The following is a 24,443-nucleotide window of genomic DNA, read 5'->3' as shown; positions in this document are numbered from 1 at the left end:
GGCTAATGCATACCGCTTCTGTAACCGGCATGCGAGCACTGAGAGTGTGTGGGAGGGAAAGCCAGGGGCGCTCGCGATTGGCCCCCATTGGAGTCACAGTCAAAATCGGGAAGGGAAGCCGCGGGTATTGATGAGCGTTCGACTCCCGCACGGCTCACCAAACGCGCGACACTAATTCACCGTCTTGCGCATGAAGGCGGGCGTATCTGTATCAGGTTGAGCCTCAGCAGCGGGGAGCTTTCCGGTGTTGTTAGCGCCAGCGCGCAGAGCTGCCCCGTTGTGAACCAATTCTGATGAAGCGGCAGCAGAGGCAAAATGTGTCGCGATCACCGTTACCTTTATTGCGCCGGTCAGCCGCTCATCGATCACCGCGCCAAAGATGATGTTAGCCTCGGGATCGGCCGAGTCGTGAATCAAATCCATCGCTTCGCTGATCTCAAACAGAGTCACATCGGAGCTGCCGGTTACGTTCACAAGCAACGCCTTAGCGCCCTGGATCGATGCTTCTTCAAGCAGCGGGCTCGAGATGGCTCGCTGCACAGCCTCGATCGCCCGGTTCTCGCCTGATGCTGTACCTGTTCCCATCAGGGCAACGCCTTTGCCTTCCATGATGGCTTTAACATCGGCGAAGTCGACGTTGATCAGACCGGGAAGCGTTACGATGTCTGAGATGCCTCGCACTGCCTGGCGCAAGACACCGTCCGCAAGACCGAAGGCATCGACAAACGGAATAGCCTTGGTGATCGATTTGAGCAGCCGCTCGTTTGGGATGGTGATAACGCTATCAACGCAGCCTCGCAGTTCCTCGAGCCCCTTTTCAGCCTGAATTTCCCGGCGCCGTCCCTCGAAAGCGAAAGGCTTGGTCACGACCGCGATTGTCAATGCGCCCAGTTCGGTGGCAAGACTTCCTATGATGGGGGCAGCTCCAGTGCCGGTTCCGCCGCCCAGACCCGCCGTCACGAAAATCATGTCTGCGCCATCAAGCGCATCGACCAGCTTGTCGGTATCCTCAAGAGCCGCTCGTTTGCCTACTTCGGGATCTCCCCCCGCGCCAAGCCCTCGCGCAATTTCCTCGCCGATCTGGATCTTTACTGAAGCCTTTGAGTCTTTGAGTGCCTGGAGATCGGTGTTTGCAACCAGGAACTCGACCCCCTCCATGCCGTCTTCAATCAGGCGATTGACAGCATTGCCTCCCGCGCCGCCGACGCCGATCACTTTTATCCTGGCGCCCCTAGTCCCTTCCAAATCGGCAAACGTTATTCGGGCGGATCTGGTGGCTTCACCTTCATCTGAGAACATATAGGAACCTCCGTCTTCGTAGGCTTCTTCCAGCCGCGCAGGACCCAGGCTTGCGCGCGTGTGTCGAACGGGTTTCAATCGGTATCGTCCCGAAAAAAACGCAGGGTCGCAATTGTATAAAACCGGTAGCGGATGTCAAGTTTGAAGACGCACCCATTATTTTGATTTTGCACAGGTTTTGTGCAACTAGTGCGACTTCGGAAACGCACCCCAAAATCTTGTTATATGGTCCAACTTCAGAGCAACAACCACAAGATATTGTGATCACCGGGACAGAGGATTAAACCAGTAAACAAAAGCAAACCGTCCGGCCCTTCGTCCAGGATATGTCGATATCCCGTCCAGATCTCTCGTTGCCTTCAGTTTAGAGATACCTCTTAAGGTTATGGTTGAAGCGGTGAGGATCAAGAGGATCAATCTGTTAATGCAGGTCTCCGTTGCCGCGTTTGTGTTGTGCGTTCGGAACTCGCTTGCTTCGCGTGGCGGCTTGTCGTGCTTGTTATTGCCAAACTTTGTACTAGCCTGTAGTGTGTACAACGAGGTGATTCGCTAAGTCAGACTCAGCTCAATCCTATGGGGACCGTCTACTCGTTCTATCTGGATGCCGCCAAGATTGCCCTGCAATCAATCTTCTCGCACAAGCTCCGCGCGTTTCTCACGCTGATTGGAATTATCATCGGTGTCGCATCGGTGGTGGTTGTCGGCGCCTCGATTGACGGGCTGAATGCCTACGTCGTCGAGAAGGTTTCAAAGCTGCTGGGGGTAAACCACTTCGTGATCGCTCGAATAGCCCACGTTGGAAACATGACTGAGGAAGAGTGGGAGAAGATGATGAAGCGGAACAAGCGCCTTGATTGGGATGACCTGGATTGGCTTCTCAACAAATGCGTCTCCTGCAAGGAAGTCGGTGCCTCGGCAGATTCGCGCACCGATCTAAAGCACGAGGGCCAGGAATTGTTCGGGACACAGATCTCGGGCGTGACCGCCAACTTTGCCGAGATAGGAGACAAGACCATTTCCGAGGGGCGCTTTCTGCTACCGCACGAAGTCGAGCATGCCGCGATGGTTTGCGTGATTGGAACTGATCTGAAAGATAAGTTCTTCACCGGTCTCGATCCGGTTGGCAGGACGATCAAAATCAAAGAGCTGCCCATGACGATAGTCGGTGTCGAAGAGAAGCGAGGCTCGATGTTCGGCCAGTCACTGGACAACCATGTCTATATTCCGCTGACAACCTTCGGGCGAATGTTTGGCCGGCGCCAGAGCTTGGAGCTCCACGGAAAGTCGCATAACCGCGAGACCTTTGATTCGACGCTAGAAGAAGCGCGTATCGCGATGCGCAACCGGCATAAGCTAAAGGGCGATGCAGACGATGACTTCGGACTGGTGAATGTTGAGCAGATAAACAACCAGGTCGATCAATTCACTGGAGCTATTGCGGTGGCAGTCATACCTATAACGCTCATCTCGCTGTTGGTGGGTGGCATAGTGGTGATGAACATAATGCTCGTCAGCGTGACAGAACGAACCTTTGAGATCGGGCTGCGCAAGGCGGTCGGCGCGAAGCGCAAACACATTCTGGTGCAGTTCCTGATCGAGTCATCGGTCTTGTGCTCGTTGGGCGGTGTTCTGGGCTTATTACTCGCCGCTGGGGTGTCGGCGTTAATCAGCGCAGCGACCCCTGTGCCAATGACTATCACCCTAACGTATGTTGTCCTTTCAATCGCTGTGTCGAGCATTATCGGAATGCTATTTGGGATTTATCCGGCGGTGAAGGCGGCTCGGCTCGATCCGATTATTGCATTGACCAAGAACTAAGAGGCGAAGCACGTGAAGCTAAAGGCGTTTGTTCCAAGCGAAACACTCTTGATGGCATTGGACAATGTCCGCTCGCATAAGTTTCGCAGCTTCCTCACGGTGCTCGGCATAGTCATTGGAGTAACCACTGTTATCTCCATCGCCTCGATCCTGACAGGGCTTCGAACGAACATCATTCAGTTTGTAGAAGAATACGGTACCAACAACATCTACGCCTTTCACCTCTCGACCGGCATATCGTTCCAGCATGATCGCTCGGAACGAACTCGAAAGCCGTTACGTCCCGAGGACGGTGAAGCCATTCGGCAGTTCGCCAGTGCGGTTCAGGACGTCGCAAACCAGGGGTTCATCGAGTGGAATTTCGATAAGACCCTTACCAACGGCGGGCAGACATACAAACAGGGCAACCTGCAGGGAGTGTCGGCCAGCTATGCGGCGATCACAAACCAGTCGATGCAAGAAGGCCGTTTTATCAGCGATCTCGATGATCAGCATCGGCGCGAAGTGATGGTGATCGGCAGCGGTGCGGCGGACGCCTTGTTCCTGGGCGGCGCTCAGGTGGTCGGCAAGCAAGTGATGATGGGAGGCAAGCCATACGATATCATCGGAGTGCTCGAGAAACGAAAGGGCGTGATCGGCGACAACGAAAGCGACAATTCCGTGATGATCCCTTTCCGCACTCTGCGAAAGGTTGCCCCTCGAAGCGAATGGATGCTGCTGGTTATCCGAGCTCACTCAGGCCACCTTCGACAGGCACTTGATCAGGTTCAGGATATCCTCCGCCGGCAGCGCGGGGTCAAATATGACGAAAAGGACAACTTTGACCTCCAGACCGCGGATCGGTTCATCGAGCAGTTTGATAGCATTACGGCAATGGTCGGGTTGGTGGCGATCGCGCTTTCGAGCGTGGGTCTTTTAGTCGGCGGAATCGGCGTGATGAATATCATGCTGGTCAGCGTGACCGAGCGCACCGCTGAAATCGGTATTCGTAAAGCCATCGGGGCTCGCCGACGCGACATCACCACCCAGTTCTTGTTCGAGGCGATGACATTGACATTCCTCGGCGGTGTGTTGGGAGTGCTGTTGGCAGTTGCAGTCAGTCAGATAATAGTTCTTATCTTCCCGTCACTCCCAGCCTCGATTCCGTTGTGGGCGGTAGTAACCGGCTTAGCGGTCTCAGTCGCCATTGGGTTGATCTTCGGAGTGTGGCCGGCAAGAAAAGCCTCTCGGTTGGATCCCATCGAAGCTCTGAGATATGAATAAACCACTAGCAGCGATCGAGTAGGAAGACCGCGCCTCCCGGAGCTGAGGCTTTACCTCTCACTTGTTAGTTTAGGTTGTGAGCCTGCTATAAATCCCGGGCAGTCTTTCGGGCAAACTCAAAACATCGTCTATTATCGTATATCCTACCTCGCCGTACATATCGCGCAGTTGATCCTCAGACTCGCGATCGATCGTGATGCAAAACGGGGTTATCCCCTCGATGCGAGATTGCCGCAGCGCCATTCTCGTGTCCTCGCGAGCATATCGGCTGTCACCGTAGTCGTGATCGTAAGGCCTGCCGTCCGATAGTACGATCATCAGCTTGGTGCGCGCATCCTGACGCGCGAGCCGGGTAGTTGCGTGCCGGATCGCCGCGCCGAGCCGCGTATTGTTTTGGTAGGAGATCCCACCGATGCGCCGCTCGACCTCCGCCGAGTAACTCTCGGAGAAATCTTTGATAACGTAAAACTTCACGTTGCGGCGGCCCTCGCTGGTAAAGCCCTGCATCGAGTAAACGTCGCCCACCGCTTCCAGCGCCTCGCTCATCAATACCAGCCCTTCCTTCTCGATGTCGATGATCCGCTGGCCCGGCTGGGTGTAGGGATGATTGGGATAGCGGCTAATCGTTCGCGCAGTTGAGCTGGACATATCCAGCAGGAACGATACAGCGACGTCGCGATCACGCCTGAGTTTGCGCGTGTACAGACGATCATCGATCAAGCCGGTGCTGCGCTTGTCGAGCGCGTAGTCGATTACCTTTTGCAAGTCGTAATCTTCTCCGTCAATCTCTCCGCGAATTCGTCTCAGGTTCTCGGGCCGCATCAATTGAAACTGATATCGGATCGACGAGATCACGCCGGCATAACGGCTTCGAACAAGCTCGACAAAGCCGCGAGAGCCGCGAGAGCCAGCCCGCTCGATTACGCGGCACCAGCGAGTTCGGTAGTCGGCAAGTTCTCGGTCCCATTCGTCGTAATAAAATACGCGATCGTCTTTCTCCAGATCCTGCTCCGGGCTCTCAGCGCCCTGCAGGCGATTGAATAAACTCTGATCCGGGCTAATGTCTTGCTGCTGCCCGGTGTTCCACAAACTTAAGGGATCATCTTGAACGTTGATGTGCTGACGTTCTCCGCTGTGCTCGGTAGCAGCATCCGCATTCGACGCATCATTGCTCTTACTCTCACCGCCCTCGGCGGATTCTTCGCTTTGAGTATCAGACTGGCTTGGCTGCTCGACGAAGAGTTCGTAGACGTGCCGCGTCGCCATCAAGGAATCGGCAACGGTGGCGTCCTCGCGCATGACGTAGCTGGCAAGGATCTGTTCGATCTCGCGCACGACCGTTGGGTAAGAGCGCCGAGCCTCGGGAGTCGCGCCTCCACAGACGGCAAGTTGAAAGAGCAACTCGAAGGGCAGAAGTTCGGGCGGAATGTCTTCGATGTTGGGTCTCCGTTCGTTCAGGCGTATCCGAACAAAATCGAGATCCCTCCTAATACCCCGATAGACCGTGCGAAGCAGATAGTCGATCCGACCGTTCTCGATCGTCGTAAACAACCGCAACGCAAGCTCATTGTTCGGATACTCTGCAAGAACGGCGAGGAAGTCGATGCCGGGGGCAGGAGCCTGAGCTCCACCCAGGGTAGCGCGATCTGCCATGTTACTTTCAGGGTCGGCCTGCTGACTATTCATCCGTTGGCTAAAGGCAATTCGCGTCTCAGCCAAAGCTGCAAGTATCTCGGGAGCATCCTTGAAGTAAGTTCTGAATTCGATCTGTCCTGCTGCGTGCGCGGCTAGAACCTTGAATAGGCGAAAGTTTTCCTTCTCGTCTTCGAATTCCGCGACCACCGATGGCAAATAGATCGTACTCCCGTCGCCGATCTTCGCTTCGTCGGGTATCGATGCCAACGATGCAATGTGCAACGAACGACCCGTCAAGCCCTCAACGTAAAGTCTCAAGGTGTGAGCGACCGAATCAAGCGTTAGCCCACCTTCGATCTTGAACAGCGCTTCCTGGCTCGCCTTCGATTCGAGAGAGTAATAAGCCTGAACGCGGCGCGAGTTGTCCCCAAGTTTATCTAAGCCGCGCCGGGCCCAGTCGCGAAACTGTCCGAGTGAGGCGGCGCCGAGCGCAAGAGGGCTCGCCTTAAAGCATTCGACCGCTGCAAGAGTACTCCGATCGGCGATCTCTTCGACAATCTCGAGCACGGCGGAGATAACCTGCGCTCGGCGCTGCGCGCCAACGCGCGCAGCAAGCTCCGCTACTATATGCGGGCTCTGTTTCATAAAGTGATAGCTTGCGGCGTTTCCTTGCAAGGCCACACGCTTGGCAAGTCCGGTCCAACGTTCAAAGGAGTCTTTGCCGGCGATGGTGAGAACGCGGCTCGCAGCTTTGAAGTATTGCAATGCGACGCCCCCCGATCGATCCAGATACGATTCCGTTATATCAAAAAGTCTTTCAACTGATGTTTGCTCAGCACCGAGCATGACCGAGGGAAGCGCGCTGAAGAACTCGGCCGCAGTTCCGCCCGACCTGAAAGCAAAGGATGAAGTCAGCGTCAACGCCCGCTTGATCAGTTGACCGCTTTGCGGATCGCTGAGAGTTTCAATCTGAGAAATCACTTGAGGCGCGGCAAGGAATAGGTCGTTGCTATGTTTCACCGAATGACGCGCAAGTTCCAGGCAGATAGTCAGGATCTGCGCAACGTTCTCGTGATCCCTGATGTTGCTGATAACACCGGGCGCCGAGTTGAAGCTTTCGATAGCGGTGCTGGCGGAGAGCGCGGCTTGCTTGTTGACGAGCCTCAGTATCGGCGACCGCATATCGTCAGGAATCGACTCGAGAACCGCGGCGCTTGTTTGAAAGAAAGCTATTGCGCTTTCGGGGCTGGTGGCAGAGAGGCGCTTGCCAACTTCGCCCCACACTCGAGTATCTCCGACATCGATCAGGCGCGACACTTCGGGGGCAGCCTTGAGCATCTCGACTCCCGCTCGCAGATTCGTCGCCGCCAGGGCCACGCCGATGTCAGTAGTGAGCAGCACCCGTTCATAGGGCAGACTTCCCAGCCTCTTAACGAGATTCTCAATAGTCGACCCGCCGACGCCCCTAAGGTGCTTCTTGAGTTGTTTCTTTACTTCTTTCTCCAAGTCTTCCATTCGGCGTTGATGATAGCAAAACTTGGAACCGGCTGACCAAGAGGATTGGCTCAGTCGACCTCAGAGACTAATGTAACTTTGCGGATCCGACTTGTACATCTCTTTTCCTGATTCAAATGGAGGGGGAATTTGAGGGCGCGTAATTCCTGCTTGCATTAGGCCGGCGTTTTAGAGTAAAAGATGAATGAACCATCATTCAGTCACGATTGGATACTCGAATGGCGTCTGCCAGGGTTTCACAGCCGGAACGAAAGGCTAACGGCAAGTATGAGGCGATACTTCGCGCGGCGATAAAGGTGTTCGCCGGAAGCGGCTTCTTCAACTCTAAAGTCGCCGATGTTGCGCGCGAAGCCGGAGTCGCCGACGGGACCGTCTATCTTTATTTTCGGAACAAGGACGACATTCTGGTTTCAATCTTCAACGACTACATGGAAGAGGCTTTAGCTGCCGGCAGGAAGAGCCTTGCCCAGACCGACGATCCAATCGAGAAACTTAGGCGAATAGTTCATGCGCATCTCGAAGGGCTCGGCCGCGATCGAAATCTTGCCGTCGTGTTTCAAGTCGAGCTGCGCTCTTCCACGAAGTTCATGGAACAATTCTCGGCCACCAAGGTCACGGAATATCTCGAGCTGATACGCGAGGCCATCGAAGAAGGCCAGCGACACGGCGTGTTTCGTTCGGGGCTGAACACAAAGGTCGTCGCTAAGGTGCTGTTCGGCGCATTGGATGAGATGGCTACTAACTGGGTATTGAGCCGCAAGCGCTACAGCCTCGCCTCGACTGCCGAGCCGGTGCTTGATGTCTTCCTGAACGGCATCGCGCGCCCGAAGTCAGGCAAGCGCTCGCGCGAGATCAGCTAGCCAACTGGAGAGACGATGGGCACAGAGCCCAATACATTAAACGAGCTGTTCAACTCAGCGGTCGAGCGCTATCGCGAGTTGGAGTTCCTTCGCTTCAAGGTTGGCGGTGAATGGCGCTCGCTCACGTTTTGCGAAGTCGCGCGGCGGGTTAGAGAACTAGCTCTCGGGCTGAAGGCGCTCGGCATTGGCGGCGGAGATCGAATTGCGATTTGGTCTGAGAACCGGCCCGAGTGGAATCTCGCCGACCTTGCGGCGCTGGCGATCGGCGCGGTTGATGTGCCGATCTATGCAACGCAGACCCGGGCACAGGTCGAGTACATACTCGCAGATTCGGCTGCCAGAGCCATTTTCGTGTCGCCAGCTTTCGCGAAAGACGCGCTCGCCATCAAGTCTCGATTACCCGAGCTCGAATTTGTCATCTCGCTCCAGGAGATATCGAGCCCTATCGTCGGCGTTGAAGATCTGGTCGACAAGGGCCGCGCTCTCTATGGTGAGCAGCCGGGTCTCTACGAAAGCCTGTGGCGGGCCGCGACATCAGAAGACCTCGCGACGATTCTGTACACATCAGGCTCGACCGGCGATCCCAAAGGCGTGATGCTGACGCACAAGAACCTTACGGCGAACGTCTTGAACACTGCACGATGGCTTCACCTCGAGAATCGGCGTGAGCTCGCGCTGACTTATCTGCCGTTCACGCACATATTCGAGCGCGCGGTCTGGTATCTGTACGCGCACACCGGTGCGACGATCGCCTACGCAGAAAGCATCGAGACTGTTGCGAAGAACCTGCTCGAGGTCCACCCGACCGCGATGACCAGCGTGCCGCGAATGTTCGAGAAGATATATGCGAGGATAATCGAGCGCGGTCTGTCGGCTGGATTTCCTAAGCGGCAGATTTTCCTTTGGGCGCTGGCCGTTGGCAGGCAGTGGGCTGAACACAAAGACCGAGGCGAGCGCATCGGACCGCTGCTGGCGCTGGCCCATAGGATCGCCGACGTCCTTGTGTTCAAGAAGTGGCGCGAAGCTGTTGGCGGCAACGTTCGAATATTCATTTCAGGAGGAGCGCCGCTGGCGCCGGAGATTGCTTACCTGTTTCTTGCGGCCGGTCTGCCGATCCTGCAAGGTTACGGCTTGACCGAGACCTCGCCTTCGGTTTCTTGCAATACTGAGACGCGCAATCGAATTGGCACGGTCGGCCCAATCATCGACGGAGTCAGCGTACGCATCGCCGAAGACGGGGAGATATTGGTCAAGGGCGACAACGTTATGAAGGGCTACCACAACCGCCCCGCTGAGAACGAAGAGGCCTTTACTTCAGACGGCTGGTTTCGGACCGGCGACATCGGACACGTCGACGCCGACGGGTTCCTGGTCATCACTGATCGCAAGAAGGACTTGATCAAGACCAGCGGCGGAAAATATATCGCGCCACAGAGGCTCGAGAGCTTGATTAAGTCGAGTCGTTTCGTTTCGCAGGTGGTGGTCGTCGGCAACGCCCGAAAATTCGCCTCGGCGCTGATCGTGCCAAATATGGAGCTGCTGCGCGGTTATGCCCAGCTCAAGGGTATCAGCTTCAAGGACCAGGGCGAACTTCTAGCGAATCCGCGAATAGTCGATCTGATTGAGCGGCAGGTTGACAAGTACACGGCGGAGCTTGCCAGGTTTGAGAAAGTGAAGAAGGTGGCGCTGCTCGGACACGAGTTCACCACCGAATCGGGCGAGCTGACGCCGACGCTCAAGCCTCGCCGCAGCGTGATCGAGAAGAAGTACGCAAACGTGATCGACCGGTTGTACGAGCAAGAGACTCCGAGTCTGGCGGTGGTGTAGGTTTTTGAACGGGCGTCCCTCCGTGGGTGCCCTTACAAGAAGGAGACGGATCGTGAGTTACAAGATCAACAAAGTCGCGGTGCTGGGTTCAGGGACAATGGGAGCGCAGATCGCGGCGCACTACGCAAACGCCGGCCTCGACGTCCATCTGCTGGACATCGCGCCGAAGGAACTCACGAAGCAAGAAGAAGCGCGCGGACTCACGCTCGCGAGCAAGCAGGTTAGGAATCGAATAGTAAACGCGGGGCTTGAAGCGGCGACGAAGATCAAACCCTCTGCTTTCTTCTCACCGAAGCTCGCCGGCCTGATTACCACAGGGAACTTTGACGATGATCTTCAGAGGGTGTCCGGCGTAGATTGGATCATCGAAGCGGTTGTGGAGAACCTCGAGATCAAGCGTGATTTGCTTGCGCGAGTTGAAGGTTTTCGAAGGCCAGAAACAATTATTAGTTCCAATACTTCGGGCATCCCTATTAAAGCGATGGCCGAGGGCTTTTCCGAGGGGTTTCGCAAACATTTTCTTGGCACTCATTTCTTCAATCCGCCGCGGTACTTGAAACTGCTCGAAGTCATCCCGACCGCAGAGACGCTTCCTGAAGTCGTTAGCTTCATCGCCGACTTCTGCGATCGAAGGCTCGGGAAGGGAATCGTCTTCGCCAAGGACACGCCGAACTTCATTGCCAACCGCATCGCGACTTTCAGCTCGCTCAACGCCGTTCGAGTGATGATGGAAGGCGGCTACTCCATTGAAGAGGTCGACGCGATGACTGGGCCGATCCTGGGGCGGCCGAAGTCGGCGTCGTTCAGGACTACCGACATCGTCGGGCTGGACACTGCGCTTTACGTCGCGGAAAACCTCTACCCCGCAGTACCAAATGACGAGAAGCGCGACGCTCTTGTACCGCCCGACTTCATGCGCGAAATGGTGAAGCGCGGCTGGACCGGCAACAAGGCGGGGCAGGGGTTCTACAAGAAGCAAAGAGGCGAAGGTGGAAAGACCGAGTACCAGGTGCTCGACTACAACACGATGGAGTACAAGCCTGCTCAGAGAGTGCGCTTTCCATCGCTTGACGCAGCGAAGGCGATTGAAGATACGGCCGAGAGAATCCGTACGCTCGTGTACGGTAAGGATCGAGTCGGCGAGTTCTTGTGGAAGACCATAAGCGCCAACTTGACGTACACGGCGAATCGAATTCCCGAAATCGCAGACGACATCGTGAACATCGATAACGCGGTGAAGTGGGGCTTCAATCACGAGCTCGGCACGTTTGAGTTGTGGGATGTGATTGGCGTTGAGAAGTCGCTTGCGAAGATGCGCGAAGAAGGGCAGGAGATTCCGCCGCTTGTTCAGAAGCTGCTCGATTCGGGCAAGAAGAGCTTCTATGAACATCGCGAAGGCCGAACCTTCTATTTTGATTTCCCTTCGGCCGACTACAGGGAAGTTCCCGCGCGCCCGGGCGTCCTAATCCTGAAGTCGCTCAAAGATCAAAGTGCGGTCATCAAGAAGAACGCGTCGGCTTCGCTGATCGACATCGGAGACGGCGTGGCTTGCCTCGAGTTTCATTCGAAGATGAACGCGATCGGCGCGGACACAATCTCGATGATGAACTACTCGGTAAAGGAAGTCGGCGAAAACTTTGAAGCGCTGGTGATCGGTAACGAGGCTGATAACTTCTCGGTCGGCGCGAACATAATGATGCTGCTGCTTGGTATTCAAGAAGGCGAATGGGACGAGATCGGAATGTCGGTGCGGCAGTTTCAAAACGCGAATATGAATCTTCGTTATTCGGCAAAGCCCGTGGTCGTCGCGCCGCAGGGCATGGCTCTTGGCGGCGGCTGTGAAATCACGATGCACGGCGACAAGGCTCGCGCGTCGGCTGAGGCCTATGTCGGGCTGGTCGAAGTCGGAGTCGGACTGATACCCGGAGGCGGCGGCGTGAAGGAGTTGCTCCTGCGTGCGGTGGAAGACGCAACGCCGGATGAAGTTCTTTTCCCTCGAATCAGAAAAGTTTCAGAGACGATTGCGATGGCTCGCGTGGCGACGTCAGCCGTTGAAGCTCGCGAGCTTGGCTTCCTGCGCGAGACCGATCCGATCACGATGAACCGCGATCGCTTGATTGAAGACGCGAAGCAGACGGCGCTGGCGATGGTGCGCGAGGGCTACACGCAGCCGCACCCGCGCACTGATATTCCAGTGCTCGGAGCGCCGGCGCTTTCTGCGATCAAGCTGGCGGTTCACATGATGGTGCGAGGCGGATTTATCAGCGAGTACGACGCGCACGTGGCTAAGAAGCTCGCGTACATAATCACTGGCGGCGATCTGTCACATAAGACGCTTGTGTCGGAGCAGTACTTGTTGGACCTCGAACGCGAGGCTTTCGTTTCGCTGTGCGGGGAGAAGAAAACGCAAGAGCGCATTCAGCATATGCTGAAGACTGGCAAGCCGCTGAGGAATTAATCTCCTTCAAACAACTCCGTTAGGAGTTGCATGTTCATAGTCGGCGGTGCGAGAACGGGGCCAACTCCGTAGGAGTTGAATGCGCAGTCAAAGGCGGCGGCTAGCAATGACGGTAGGACGTCGGAGAGATGTTCAAGATCGAACCCCTGGAGTCGAAGGATCGATGGATCCGCATGTCACATTCGTCCGTGCGCTGGACGATTACCAGTTGGATGTTTCATTCGACAACGGCGAGCGCCGCATATTTGACGTGAAACCCCTTCTCTCGCGTGGCATTTTCGTGCGCCTGCGAGACCGCTCGCTTTTTCAAGCGGCGCGAGTGGTCGCGGGTTCCGTCGAGTGGCCGGGCGGCCTCGATCTGAGCTATGAGACTCTCTACCTTGAGAGCCAGCCGATTGCCGAGACAAGCGACAACGCGCACGAGACTCCTGCTGCGTGAGACGCTGGTGTTGGCGCGGTATTTGTTGGACCTCGAGCGCGAGGCGTTTGTTTCGCTGTGCGGAGAGAAGAAACGCAAGAGTGAATACAGCATATGCTAAACACCGGGAAGGCGCTGAGGAATTAGTGACGTGGATAATCCCAGTCCTTGAGAAGGAAGTCCTATGACTGCAGGTAAACACAAGGTAAAGTTCGTTGTCCTTCTGTGTCTTTTGACGATTACGACTTCTTCATCCGCGCAGATCAGAAACGACAAAAGGCTTTCGGTGATTCAGCCTGAACTGCGCGAACGGTTTGTTGGCAAGTTAAACCTCTATTTTGAACTAAAGCGGACACATCACTACGAAAAGCTATACGAATTGCTATCTCAACGGTACAGCGGCGTAACCCGCGAAAAGCTAAGCAGAGAGGAATTCAAAAGGAAGAATCAGGAAGTGGCCGCACAGGGCAGAAATGCCATACCGATTAAGTGGAAGTTGGCCAAGATTATGAAGGCCTTAGATGACAAAGGAAACGAAACATACTTCATCTTCGTGGATATGAAAGCCCGGTACAGAGGCAGGGACATTGATGATAAGGCGTATTTTGAGGCGCGCATGGAGAATGGGGATTGGTATTTTAGAGAGTACTACGTTGAGACCTAACACCTGCCCACTGAAAAACTGTACCTTGCAAGCTTCGAATTCTAAGACGAACTGGAGTTCAAACAATGAAAGACGCAGTGATAGTTTCAGCACTCAGAACAGCCGTCGGCAAAGCGCCGCGCGGAACACTCAAAGACACAAGACCCGATGACATGGCTGCTACGGTCATCAAAGCAGCCATCGAGCGCACACCCGGGCTCGAGCCTGCGATGATCGAAGACGTCATTCTCGGATGCGCGATGCCTGAAGCAGAGCAGGGAATGAACGTCGCTCGTCAGGCGTCGTGGCTCGCGGGAATTCCGAAAGAAGCGTCGGCAGTTACGATCAATCGCTTCTGTTCGTCGGGGCTTCAAGCCATCGCCTTCGCTGCGGAGCGCATTATGGCCGGCTGGTCCGATTGCATTGTAGCCGGCGGAACTGAATCAATGAGCTTGATTCCGATGGGCGGTCACAAGATCGTGCCCAACCCTACGCTCGTCGAAAATCATCCCGATTTCTATTTGAATATGGGACTGACGGCCGAGAACCTCTCGCGGAAATATTCGATTTCGCGCGAAGAAGCGGACGAGTTCTCATATCGCAGTCATCAGAAGGCAATTGCCGCAATCAACGATGGCAAGTTCAAGGATGAAGTCGTGCCCTTGACGGTCAGAACAGTCGAGCTCGACGCGAAAGGGAAGCGCGTAGTCAAAGAAACGGTCTTCAACACCGATGAAGGTCCGCGCGCGGATACGTCGCCGGAAGCGCTCGGAAAACTCAGACCCGCGTTTCACGCTCGAGGCACGGTGACCGCGGGCAACTCGTCGCAGATGTCAGACGGCGCGGCTGCCGCGGTGGTGATGTCAGCGGACCGCGCAAGAGAGATTGGAGCGAAACCGATTGCGCGAATGATCGCGTACGCTACAGCAGGTGTTGATCCCGATTACATGGGCATCGGGCCGGTGGCTGCGATACCGAAGGCGTTGAAGATCGCAGGCCTGACGCTTGATCAAATCGACTTGATCGAGTTGAACGAAGCTTTCGCCGCTCAGGCTCTATCGGTAGTGAAAGAGCTTGGCATCAATCAAGACAAGTTGAACGTGAACGGCGGCGCTGTTGCGATGGGTCACCCGCTCGGCTGCACGGGAGCAAAGCTCACCGCGACGATTTTGCGGGAGATGCAAAGGCGAAACGCGCGTTACGGGATGGTGACGATGTGCGTCGGCGGCGGCATGGGCGCGGCCGGAATCTTTGAACTGATGGAATGAAAGCAGGCGCCTTCTGTTAGCTCGGCGGCGGCAGCTTTGCGGCCTTTGCGCCTTGGGCGGCTTTGCGCGAACCAATGGTCTTACTCTGACGACATCACAGGTTGTCAAAGACGCGGTCCCTCCGAGGATCGGACTTGTCGCCGACAGTTCAGTGATGAAATTGCGGGAATGATAAAGGGAGGAACTAATGACTAGCGTTGCAGAAACAAAGAAAGTGATAAAAGGCGGGAGCTTCATTCTTGAAGACCACGACGCCTCGGAGGTATTCACCCCCGATGATCTGAGCGACGAGCACAAGATGATCGCGCAGACGGCGCGCGAATTCACCGAGAAGGAAATCCTGCCGCTCGATGCCGAGATCGAATCGAAAGATTATGAGTTGACCAGAGGCTTGCTTAGAAAAGCCGGCGAGTTGGGGCTGTTGTCGATCGACATTCCGGAAAAGTACGGCGGCGCGGGGCTGGACCTTCTCAGCTCGCTCGTTGCTTCCGAGGCCATGTCGGGTCAGGCATCATTTTCGGGATCACTCGGAGCGCACACGACGATAGGCACGCTGCCCATCGTTTACTTTGGCACCGAGGAGCAGAAGAAGAAGTATCTGCCAAAGCTTGCAACGGCCGAGATGATCGGCGCTTACGCGCTGACCGAATCGGGTTCGGGCTCTGATGCGCTCGGCGCGAAGACCAAGGCGGTGCTCTCTGAAGACGGTAAGCATTACGTGCTCAACGGTCAGAAGATGTGGATCACCAACGCCGGCTTCGCCGATGTGTACATCGTATTCGCTAAAGTCGACGGCGAGAAGTTCACTGCATTCATCGTCGAGCGCGGATTTCCGGGAGTATCAATTGCGCCCGAAGAGCACAAGATGGGACTGCAGGGTTCCTCAACGTGCGCGGTGAATCTGGAAGAAGCGCAAGTGCCCGTTGAGAACGTGCTTGGCGAGATAGGGAAGGGTCACAAGATAGCTTTCAATATTTTGAACCTCGGCAGGCTCAAGCTTGGCGTAAGCACCATTGCAGGATCGAGGCGGCTCACGACGATCGCGACCGACTACGCCAAACAGCGCTATCAGTTCGGCGTGCCGATCTCGTCGTTCGGCTTGATCAAGCACAAGCTGGCGGAGATGGCGATTCGCACTTACGTTGCCGACAGCATGACTTATCGCACGGTTGGGATGATCGAAGACTCGCTGGCGACGATTGACCGGGACAATCCCGCGCAGATGCTCAAGGCGATCGAGGACTACGCCGTCGAGTGCTCTATCATCAAGGTTGTAGGCAGCGAGACGCTCGACTACGTTGCAGACGAAGCGGTACAGGTCTTCGGCGGCAACGGCTACTCGAAGGACTATCCGGTCGAGCGCGCGTATCGCGATTCGCGGATCAGCCGTATCTACGAAGGCACCAACGAAATCAACCGGCTGATCATCTCCGGTCAACTGCTTCGCCGCGCGGTGAAGGGCGAATTGCCGTTGTTTGCGGCCGCTAAGAAATTGATGGACGAGATGCTGTCGCCATCGATGCCCGAAGAACCGGCCGAAGGAGTCTTCTCTCAAGAGCGAGTCGCGCTCGGCAATGCGAAGAAGGCGGCGGTAGCCGTGCTGGGATCAGCCGCGCAGAAGTATCGCGACAAGGTGCAGGAGCAGCAAGAGGTGCTTGCGGCGGCGAGCGACATCATCATGGAGATCTACGGCATGGAGAGCGCCATTCTTCGCACCGAGAAGTTCATCGCCGGACGAGGCGAGGCGTCTTGCTCGAATCACATCGACGCTACGCGTGTCTTCGTCAATGACTCGATCTCGAGAGTTGAACAGCATGCGAAGACGGCGCTGGCCGCGATGTCGGAAGGCGATGAGCTTCGCACAATGCTTGCGGTGCTTCGGCGCTACATGAAGTACACTCCGATCAACACCGTTGCGGCGCGACGGCGGATCGCGGACTCGATCATCGAGGCGGGAAGATATAACCTGTAAGGTGATCTCAGGGAATCGGGCCAGTGCGGATTCACATCGACTGAGATGCGAATCTGCCCTGGCTCGACAGATTCACCGCTGATTTCCGCTGCCTATCGGCTCGCTGATTCGCGCTGATCTGCGAACATCAGCGTTACGCAGTCAGCGATGATCAGCGGTTAATTACCCTCACATATCGACGAAAGGACGCCAATAGTTGACTTGTCCGGGCCCCGCGATATGAAGATTCACAGAATCAGTGTACCCACGCCTTTCTATGTCGGGCCCGTCAACGTCTACCTGATCGAAGAAGATCCTCTCACGCTGATCGACGCCGGACCGCGTGATGACGCTTCACTCGAAGCGTTAAGGTCAGGACTTTCCCGCCTGGGCTATAAGCTTTCGGATATCAAGCGAATCATCATCTCTCACGCTCACGCCGATCACTACGGGCTTGCGCAGTTGATAGTCGAAGAGTCAGGCGCCACCGCATACATACACGAGTGGGACGCGCCGGCTGTCGGGGCGGAGACTGATTATCACGCGTATCGCGAGCTGCTGACCGCGGCTGGAGTTCCGCGCGAAGCGATCGATCGAATGGAAGCGGGCTACGAGAAGTTCAAGGGCTTTGCCTATCCGCTCGAGCGCGTCGAGAGGTTGAAGGATGAAGACGAGATCCTCTTCGATCATGAAAGTCTGATCGTCCTTCACACGCCCGGGCATACTCCAGGTTCGATATGCCTTGTTCGAACGAGCAACCGAACAGTGTTCGCGTCGGACACGGTGCTGAAGACGATCACCCCCAATCCGGTGCTAAGCCCGGATCCAATCGATGCGAAGCGGCGATTTCAATCGCTCGGAGAATATCTTGTATCGCTCGCCCGCATTCGCACGCTCGCGCCGACGGTGTTGAAAGGCGGCCACGGCGATGACGTGACCGATTACGATGAGCACTTTCATCGGATGTATCGCTTCACCAAAGCACGCCAGACGAAGCTTCTGGGTCTGCTCCCGAAGAACGGAGCTACGGCCTGGGAGACTTCGATGCTGTTGTTCCCTGATCCGCGCAGTTATCATCGCTTTCTTGCGCTTTCGGAGACGGTAGCTCATCTCGACTACGCGGTGGCCGAGAATAAGCTTAGAATTGAACGCAAGGGAGACCAGGAGATTTATCAATTGAGTTATGTGCCCTAAGACTAATCATCGCTCGACCAAATCCTGCCTTGCTCGTTAAACAGCTCTATCGTCGGATCTTGGTCTTTCGGCATTCGAATCGAAACACGAGACTTATCATTGTTTAGATAGATACTAGGATTCCCATCCGCGGACATCTCGATTGAAAGGCGCCCTCCGCCATGTCGTTGGTTCTCTTTATAGTGATAGAACACAAGGTCTACTGATCCGTCGTCATTAACATCGAATGCTGCGCGAAGCCTGCCCTCCTTATCAACAAGATTAATCGATTGTGCATAAATTTCGCGCGCTTCTATATCCTTTGCGTTATCCATTTGTTCTCCCTCGTTGCAAATCCTAGTGCCCTTCTGCCAGATTCAAAAGGTCCACATAGTTGTGATTTTTCCAGTACTCCAAGTACGCGCCCTTTATGGGTCGAACGGGTATCTCGGCTTTAGCCCTGAACGTGATTGTAGGTGTCGCTTGACCCTGCGTTTCAACTTGTACCGTGACCTTTATCGGGGAATCCCCAATCCACGCTAATTCATTAGCGAATTGCGCATCATTATGAGCGGTCGGTGGCGACACATCCACCACCAAATCGCAACATAGTGGAGGTTCGCCCGGGCTAAGCCAGCGCGGCATTGTAAGAAGCCTGCCTTCCGTATCCAACGGCCGAGAGGATTGATCACCCCAAGGTAAGTCACTACCGACTGTTGAGGCATAAATTGAAAGAGTGTGTACTCTAACAGAGCCCATGTTAGCGATTCGACAGTGCAACGTTATTCTGAAGTTTGGTAATCGCTGTCTGGCTCCATCCCGCGACAGAGAAATGGAGTATTCGCTCCCTTCAATCAATTCAACGCTGAGCGATGGTCTTGGCGGTGGCTGATGCGGATAGTTCGGTATCTGTGCGACTACGTGCTGAAAAACCTGAAAACTAGCCCAAAACAGACCAAGCAGGGACAATCCTACTAGTGCTTGGCGGGGAACCACGAATGACGGAACGATAAGCGCTATGATTATGGCAAGGACGTCCATAGCTAGAACTACCCACAAAAACCAATGCTTCAGTAATAGGAAAGAATAGTCTAGCAACTGACGCAGGATGTATTTCATTTTCGCAGGCAAAGTATAACGAATATCGCTCGATCTGTCTTTTGGCTCGCCGGCTCATCCTAAGGCTAGAAGAGGGGCATCCCCCGCTCCTATCCATTCGGGTGTGCCCCGATCTTAGCATCTGGGGTTGATTACCGGGCTCGGCAACCCGCTTGCCTGTCTCTCGATGACATGCAATCATCTGGCAATTGGAGGTTCGCTATGAGATTTAACATAACACTCGACAGAGATGAAGATGGTGTTTGGATCAGCGAGTGTCCTTCCATACCAGGCTGCGTGAGTCAGGGAACGACCAAGCAAGAAGCCGTTGAGAATATCAAAGATGCTATCGCGTTGTGTCTTGAAGTAAGAGCCGAGAAGGGGCTGCCTTTACGTCAATCCCCGACGACTTGCCCGCATTGAGCACTGTGCTAAGATTCGGAGAAAGCAATATGTTCGGAAGCGAGGATTGATTTATGGCGAGGCGACTTAAGGATATCAAAGAAATCAAGATCGAACGGCCTCCGAGGGCTAAGCTATCTGAAAAGGAAATTCTCAAACGCATGGAGGAATTCCCAAAGCGAAAGGAGAAGTTTATTGCCTCTATCCGAGCGGGCAAGAATTGCAGCCTATCTCCCCGACCTTCCCAAGCCTTCGTATCAGGAATTGCTTGAGACTCTCGATCGAGAATTCACTTACACTTTCGGAGGCTCGACAATCATCCGAGGCCTTGAAGGTAGTTACCTTTCGCAACTCGGAATCAAGATGCAAGATGGAATTAATGTGGAATAGGAAGTAAGCAATGAGACCACGACTCTTAAAGCGAGTTATCTCTGTTTTCGCGATTATCCTTATAGGCGGTCTTGGTTCCCCCCACCTGTCCGGGTTCGCTGAACAGGCTCAGCGCAAGGAGAGGCAGCATCTCGATCCGCGCAGTCTTGCGGGCGGAATTTTATTGAGATTCGCTCAAGATCCGGAACCCGATTCCTTCGGGCCGTTCCTCGATTCTGATCAAGAACATGTTGAGGTGCTGCAAGCTCGCGAACAGAAGCGCAGGTCCGAGTTCGAGGCCGAACACGGTGTTCAGCTCGAACACATCACCGAGACTCCTCGAGGTGACATCTATAAGTTGGATGTCGACGCGGCAAACGTCGAACGGACAATGTCGGAGTTGGAACAAGATCCCCGCGTGGCTCAAGCTTCTCCCAACTGGTTGGTAAGAGGCGGGCCGAACCCCACCACAACCCCTCCAGAGGACTGGAGCGAAGCTCAAGGTTTTCGGCCCTCAAGCGTTTCTGCTACCGGTAGCGATGGCACGATTGTCGCAGGGTTTTTTGATGGCGGTCTGAAACAATCTGATTTTGAAGGCGATCTTTGGACTGGCATCGGACCCGATGGTAACCCTGCCAATGGTTTCACGATCTTGAATGGAGTGCAAAGCAACACCCCGGAAGAAGATCCGGCTTATGTGCACGGGGACGCGACCGCAGGCATCCTCCGGCTAAACTTTCAGCGCGGCAATCAAATGATCGGCCGGGACTACCAGGTTCAGTTCTTGATGATAAGGATGCTGAGGCCCGACTCATTCGGAAGCAGTGCCGACCTGGTGGCCAGCGCTCAGCTCTTCCTTCAGTACGCGCGCACCGATGCGACGATTCGCGTATTGAACATGTCGCTCATCGAGTTTGGTTACAATCCGTTCTTGGAGGAAGCCCTAACTGAGTTCTTCTTCCTTGGCGGAGTGTGGGTTGCGAGTGCAGGGAATGGCTTGAACAGTCAGGGGAGGAACCTGACGCTGTCGCCGCGTTATCCTGGAGGATATGCTTTACGCTCTCCCGGCGCTGTGGTTGCTGCCACTGAACGCAACGGAACACCCACGGTATGGTCTGACTACTACAACCGCACTACCACCTGGGCGGTCGGGGTCGGGGTGAACTCCGGGCTGGGACTGTTCTTGAGCGGTACGAGCGCGTCTGCTCCACAAGTGGCCGCCGGTGCTGCTTTACGCAAGGTGATGGGGGAGTCGGCAGCTACGGTTTTACAGGCGGTCGCTTACTCGGCGCATCCTCGCGATGACTTGGCAGGGAGAGTGATTGCTGGTGGCGGAGCTTACGACCTTGAGAACTTGATAACGGGTACAACGTGGTTAGGTCAGCTTAAGCAGCCGGTCACGCTGCAGGTCAACAAGGCGAAGCCGGGTAAAGTGACGGGACAGATTAGTGACCCCGCCTTGCGCGTATTCGTGATTGGCTACCCCAATCTCAACGTTGAGGTTCAGCCTGACGGGTTCTTCGCGAGGAAGAATCCAGGTTTCACTCATACACCAGCGTGGTTTGCCGTTCCTGACGGGTTCGCGGCCGCCTTCGCCAAAGTCAAAGGTTTCAATTGATTCAAAGGTAGTTTGTGAGTGGCCAGGTAGCGGCTTACTTGAATTCCAACGCTCATCCTAACGCAAAGCCGATTGATCGAAGTTTCATCGCTGGCATATAATCGGCACCCGATGTCGGTCTATCCATCGCAATTCAATCTCTGCGATTACTTCTTAGGCGACGAGCGACTTCGTCAGATCGGCGATCGCACTGCTATCGAGTACCGAGATAGGCGGATCACTTACAACGAGCTTCGCGATGAGGTGGATCATTGGGCGAGCCGGATACTGAGCTGTGGATTGAACGAGGGCGACCGCGTTGCGCTGTTGCTCTACGACTCGCCTGAGTTCATCGCGTGTTTTCTTGCGGCCGTCTCAGTTGGAGCGGTGTGCGTTCCCATCAACACGTTTCTACCTGCCCGCGACGTCGAGTTCATACTCGCAGATTCGGCCGCGCGATTGCTGGTTGTCGAGAGCGAGCTTGAAGACAAGGTGAACTCGAGTGGTGAGACAGAGAATCGCTGCGCGGTCCTCAAGGTGGACACGCGAACGCGATCTTGTTCCAAGCCTGACGACATCAACCCACGCACAGAACCGCTCGCGCACGCGGCAACAACTCGCGAGACTCCTGGTTTTCTACTCTACACCTCGGGCAGCACGGGAACTCCCAAAGGCGTGTTGCATCTTCACGGCTCAATACCGTTCACCGTCGAAAACTACGCCGCTAATGTTCTTCGTCTCAACAGCGAAGACCGAGTCTTCTCAGCATCGCGGATGTTCTTTGCTTACGGGCTTGGAAACAGCTTGTCGTTTCCGCTGGCCGCGGGCGCTACGGTCCTTCTTGAATCTGAGCGAATGAGCGCGGAACGCCTCGCGGGATTCATCGAAGAACGAGCGCCTACGGTTTTCTTCGGCGTGCCCGCGGTCTATCTAACTCTGTTGGATTATCGATTGAGTGGAAAACGAGTCGATCTCTCGAGCGTGCGGTTGTGCATATCCGCCGGCGAGGCGTTGCCCGCGAAGATCTTTGAAGACTGGCAGCAGGAGTTCGAGTTGACGATTCTGGATGGCATCGGCTCGACTGAGATGCTTCACATTTTCATCTCGAACAGAGAAGGGAACTCGCTGGTGGGATCGAGTGGCACGGTGGTCGAGGGCTACGACGCGCGCCTTGTCGATGACGCGGGCCACGCGGTTGGCGCGAAGGAGCTGGGAAACCTCTGGGTGCGTGGAGGGAGCGCGACAGCAGAATACTGGAACCGGCCCGAGCTTACCGAACAGACGATCAAGGATGGCTGGGTCCACACTGGAGATGTCTATCGTCGAGACGACGATGACTTTTTCTATCACATCGGCCGCTCCGACGATTGCTTCAAAGTGCGCGGGCTTTGGGTCTCGCCGATCGAGGTCGAATCGGTGCTGATCTCACACGAGGCGGTATCAGAGGCGGCGGTGGTTTCGAGTGTCGACGACAGCGGGCTGGCAACCGCACGGGCTTATGTGGTCATCCGAGAGGGTGAGCGCGGCGAGGCGCTGAAAGATGAAATACGCAGTTTCGCAGGCTCGCGGCTTCCGCAATACAAGGTGCCTTCCCAGATCGAATTCATCGAGGAGATGCCTCGAACATCGACGGGAAAAATTCAAAGGTACAAGCTGAGAGCGGAAAGCGGGCGGCTTTTAAGCGGAGGTTCGGATGATCAATAGGCAAGGCGTTACCAGGGCATTCACGCTGGTGTTATTGGCAGGTACGCTGTGCGGCGTGGTGTTTGCGCAGCAGGGGTGGGCTCGACTGCACACCATCAAGACGACGAGCGCGCCTTCCGGGATAAACTCGGTCTACTATGATGGCGATGACATCTGGGTAGTGGGCGCTCACGGACTAATCGCGAGGTCGCACGACGACGGGCAAACGTTTCAGGAGATGAATCAGGGCATCGATGCGGGGCTGAACGATGTCCACATTCGAAAAGACAGAATATGCATAGTCGGCGACGCGGGCACCATTTTGAGAAGCACCGACGGCGGCCGGAGCTTCGTCAGGATATTGCGCGGGACTCGGCGCGCAGGAGCAACCGGCGGAGACCTTGATTTGTATTCTGTGCAGTCCGTTGACGACGATCACGTTTACATCGTCGGCGATAAGGGGCTGATTCTGGTGTCAACGGACGGAGGCGCAACGTGGCGCGAGCAGCAAAGCGGCTCCGATGCACAACTGTTTCACCTGAGCTTTCGGGGTGAGCGCGGCTGGATTATCGGCACCGGCGGGATGATTATTCACACAGACAATGGCGGACGAAACTGGTATCCGCAACGGTCCGGGGTCAACGACGACTTGAACAGGGTCTATATGGTCACCGAACGTATTGGACTCATTACCGGAGACAACGGGACCCTGCTGCGAACTGAGAACGGCGGAGCGACTTGGGAACGCGTCTCCTTGAACGTGCGAGAACCTCTTTTCGGGATGAGCTTCATTGACAATAAGACCGGTTGGGTCGTCGGTTACAAAGGCCGCATAATCCGGACCTACGATGGCGGACGCAACTGGGTTGAACAAAACAGCAACACCGTCAACGACCTGTTCTCGGTTTCCTTCCATAAGAACCGCGGCTACGCCATTGGACGTGATGGATTGGTGATGAGGTATTACGAAAAGAGATAGTTGTCCAGGCCGGCGATTTAAGCAAGATCAAACGACCTAACCTCCCTTTACAAGAATCCCCTCGGTTCAAGCCACGAAACCCTTCGGCCGACGCTGTGTTCCGGCTACTCGTGGCTCAATCAAACCGGCCCGAAGTTTCCATTCCGTCACTGATGTATACAATGAGCTGAAATGAAACTGGAAAGAT

18 protein-coding genes are annotated in these 24,443 nt (G+C 55.3%); 15 read left to right on the top strand and 3 right to left on the bottom strand.

Features of this window, described 5'->3' with window-relative positions; translation table 11 throughout:
• Positions 1-171: 171 nt before the first annotated feature.
• A complete protein-coding gene (ftsZ, locus tag AABO57_01250) occupies positions 172-1,377 on the bottom strand; it encodes a cell division protein FtsZ (GenBank protein MEK6284349.1) in 1,206 nt (401 codons plus the stop codon).
• A gap of 495 nt (positions 1,378-1,872) precedes the next feature.
• On the opposite strand from ftsZ, the gene AABO57_01245 reads away from it, so the two are divergent.
• Positions 1,873-3,117 (top strand): ABC transporter permease, encoded by a 1,245-nt coding sequence (locus AABO57_01245; protein ID MEK6284348.1) that lies wholly within the window; start codon positions 1,873-1,875, stop codon positions 3,115-3,117.
• A gap of 12 nt (positions 3,118-3,129) precedes the next feature.
• On the top strand, positions 3,130-4,380 hold the full coding sequence (locus AABO57_01240; GenBank protein MEK6284347.1) for an ABC transporter permease: 1,251 nt from the start codon (positions 3,130-3,132) through the stop codon (positions 4,378-4,380).
• 69 nt (positions 4,381-4,449) lie between these two features.
• Here the strand turns inward: AABO57_01240 and AABO57_01235 are convergent, their stop codons facing one another.
• Positions 4,450-7,530: a VWA domain-containing protein gene (locus AABO57_01235; GenBank protein ID MEK6284346.1), complete on the bottom strand. Its 3,081-nt coding sequence runs from the start codon at positions 7,528-7,530 to the stop codon at positions 4,450-4,452.
• A gap of 218 nt (positions 7,531-7,748) precedes the next feature.
• Here AABO57_01235 and AABO57_01230 point away from each other — a divergent pair, with 218 nt between their 5' ends.
• The 8 genes from AABO57_01230 to AABO57_01195 all read left to right on the top strand — a co-directional run bounded on the left by AABO57_01230 (position 7,749) and on the right by AABO57_01195 (position 18,149).
• Positions 7,749-8,390 carry a TetR/AcrR family transcriptional regulator gene (locus tag AABO57_01230; GenBank protein MEK6284345.1) on the top strand — a complete coding sequence of 214 codons (642 nt, stop codon included), beginning with the start codon at positions 7,749-7,751 and terminating at the stop codon, positions 8,388-8,390.
• A 15-nt stretch (positions 8,391-8,405) separates the two neighbouring features.
• Positions 8,406-10,217, top strand: coding sequence for a long-chain fatty acid--CoA ligase (locus AABO57_01225; GenBank protein MEK6284344.1), 1,812 nt, complete (start codon positions 8,406-8,408; stop codon positions 10,215-10,217).
• A 52-nt stretch (positions 10,218-10,269) separates the two neighbouring features.
• Positions 10,270-12,675: a 3-hydroxyacyl-CoA dehydrogenase NAD-binding domain-containing protein gene (locus tag AABO57_01220; protein MEK6284343.1), complete on the top strand. Its 2,406-nt coding sequence runs from the start codon at positions 10,270-10,272 to the stop codon at positions 12,673-12,675.
• 163 nt (positions 12,676-12,838) lie between these two features.
• Positions 12,839-13,114, top strand: coding sequence for a DUF2442 domain-containing protein (locus AABO57_01215; GenBank protein MEK6284342.1), 276 nt, complete (start codon positions 12,839-12,841; stop codon positions 13,112-13,114).
• 163 nt (positions 13,115-13,277) lie between these two features.
• Positions 13,278-13,757 (top strand): hypothetical protein, encoded by a 480-nt coding sequence (locus AABO57_01210; protein ID MEK6284341.1) that lies wholly within the window; start codon positions 13,278-13,280, stop codon positions 13,755-13,757.
• A gap of 65 nt (positions 13,758-13,822) precedes the next feature.
• A complete protein-coding gene (locus AABO57_01205; GenBank protein MEK6284340.1) occupies positions 13,823-15,004 on the top strand; it encodes an acetyl-CoA C-acyltransferase in 1,182 nt (393 codons plus the stop codon).
• A 187-nt stretch (positions 15,005-15,191) separates the two neighbouring features.
• Positions 15,192-16,976, top strand: coding sequence for an acyl-CoA dehydrogenase family protein (locus tag AABO57_01200; protein ID MEK6284339.1), 1,785 nt, complete (start codon positions 15,192-15,194; stop codon positions 16,974-16,976).
• Positions 16,977-17,195: 219 nt separating this feature from the next.
• Positions 17,196-18,149, top strand: a complete 954-nt coding sequence (locus AABO57_01195; protein MEK6284338.1) for an MBL fold metallo-hydrolase — start codon at positions 17,196-17,198, stop codon at positions 18,147-18,149.
• A gap of 2 nt (positions 18,150-18,151) precedes the next feature.
• Here AABO57_01195 and AABO57_01190 read toward each other — a convergent pair whose 3' ends face one another.
• Positions 18,152-18,463: a hypothetical protein gene (locus tag AABO57_01190; GenBank protein MEK6284337.1), complete on the bottom strand. Its 312-nt coding sequence runs from the start codon at positions 18,461-18,463 to the stop codon at positions 18,152-18,154.
• 985 nt (positions 18,464-19,448) lie between these two features.
• Here AABO57_01190 and AABO57_01185 point away from each other — a divergent pair.
• The 5 genes from AABO57_01185 (at position 19,449) to AABO57_01165 (ending at position 24,256) form a co-directional block, all read left to right on the top strand.
• Complete coding sequence (locus AABO57_01185) at positions 19,449-19,649, top strand: type II toxin-antitoxin system HicB family antitoxin (protein ID MEK6284336.1); 201 nt, start codon at positions 19,449-19,451, stop codon at positions 19,647-19,649.
• A gap of 174 nt (positions 19,650-19,823) precedes the next feature.
• A complete protein-coding gene (locus AABO57_01180; protein MEK6284335.1) occupies positions 19,824-20,018 on the top strand; it encodes a hypothetical protein in 195 nt (64 codons plus the stop codon).
• Between the two features lie 10 nt (positions 20,019-20,028).
• The gene (locus AABO57_01175) at positions 20,029-21,615 is read left to right on the top strand and encodes a S8/S53 family peptidase (protein ID MEK6284334.1); all 1,587 of its coding nucleotides are present in this window, start codon (positions 20,029-20,031) and stop codon (positions 21,613-21,615) included.
• A 72-nt stretch (positions 21,616-21,687) separates the two neighbouring features.
• Positions 21,688-23,298: a benzoate-CoA ligase family protein gene (locus AABO57_01170; GenBank protein ID MEK6284333.1), complete on the top strand. Its 1,611-nt coding sequence runs from the start codon at positions 21,688-21,690 to the stop codon at positions 23,296-23,298.
• Complete coding sequence (locus tag AABO57_01165) at positions 23,288-24,256, top strand: YCF48-related protein (GenBank protein ID MEK6284332.1); 969 nt, start codon at positions 23,288-23,290, stop codon at positions 24,254-24,256. Before AABO57_01170 ends, AABO57_01165 begins: the two co-directional genes overlap by 11 nt.
• The last annotated feature ends 187 nt before the right edge of the window (positions 24,257-24,443 follow it).

The organism is Acidobacteriota bacterium (assembly GCA_038040445.1).
GTDB classification, from domain to species: domain Bacteria; phylum Acidobacteriota; class Blastocatellia; order UBA7656; family UBA7656; genus Onstottus_A; species Onstottus_A frigus.
This window is presented reverse-complemented; position numbering and strand designations above follow the sequence as displayed.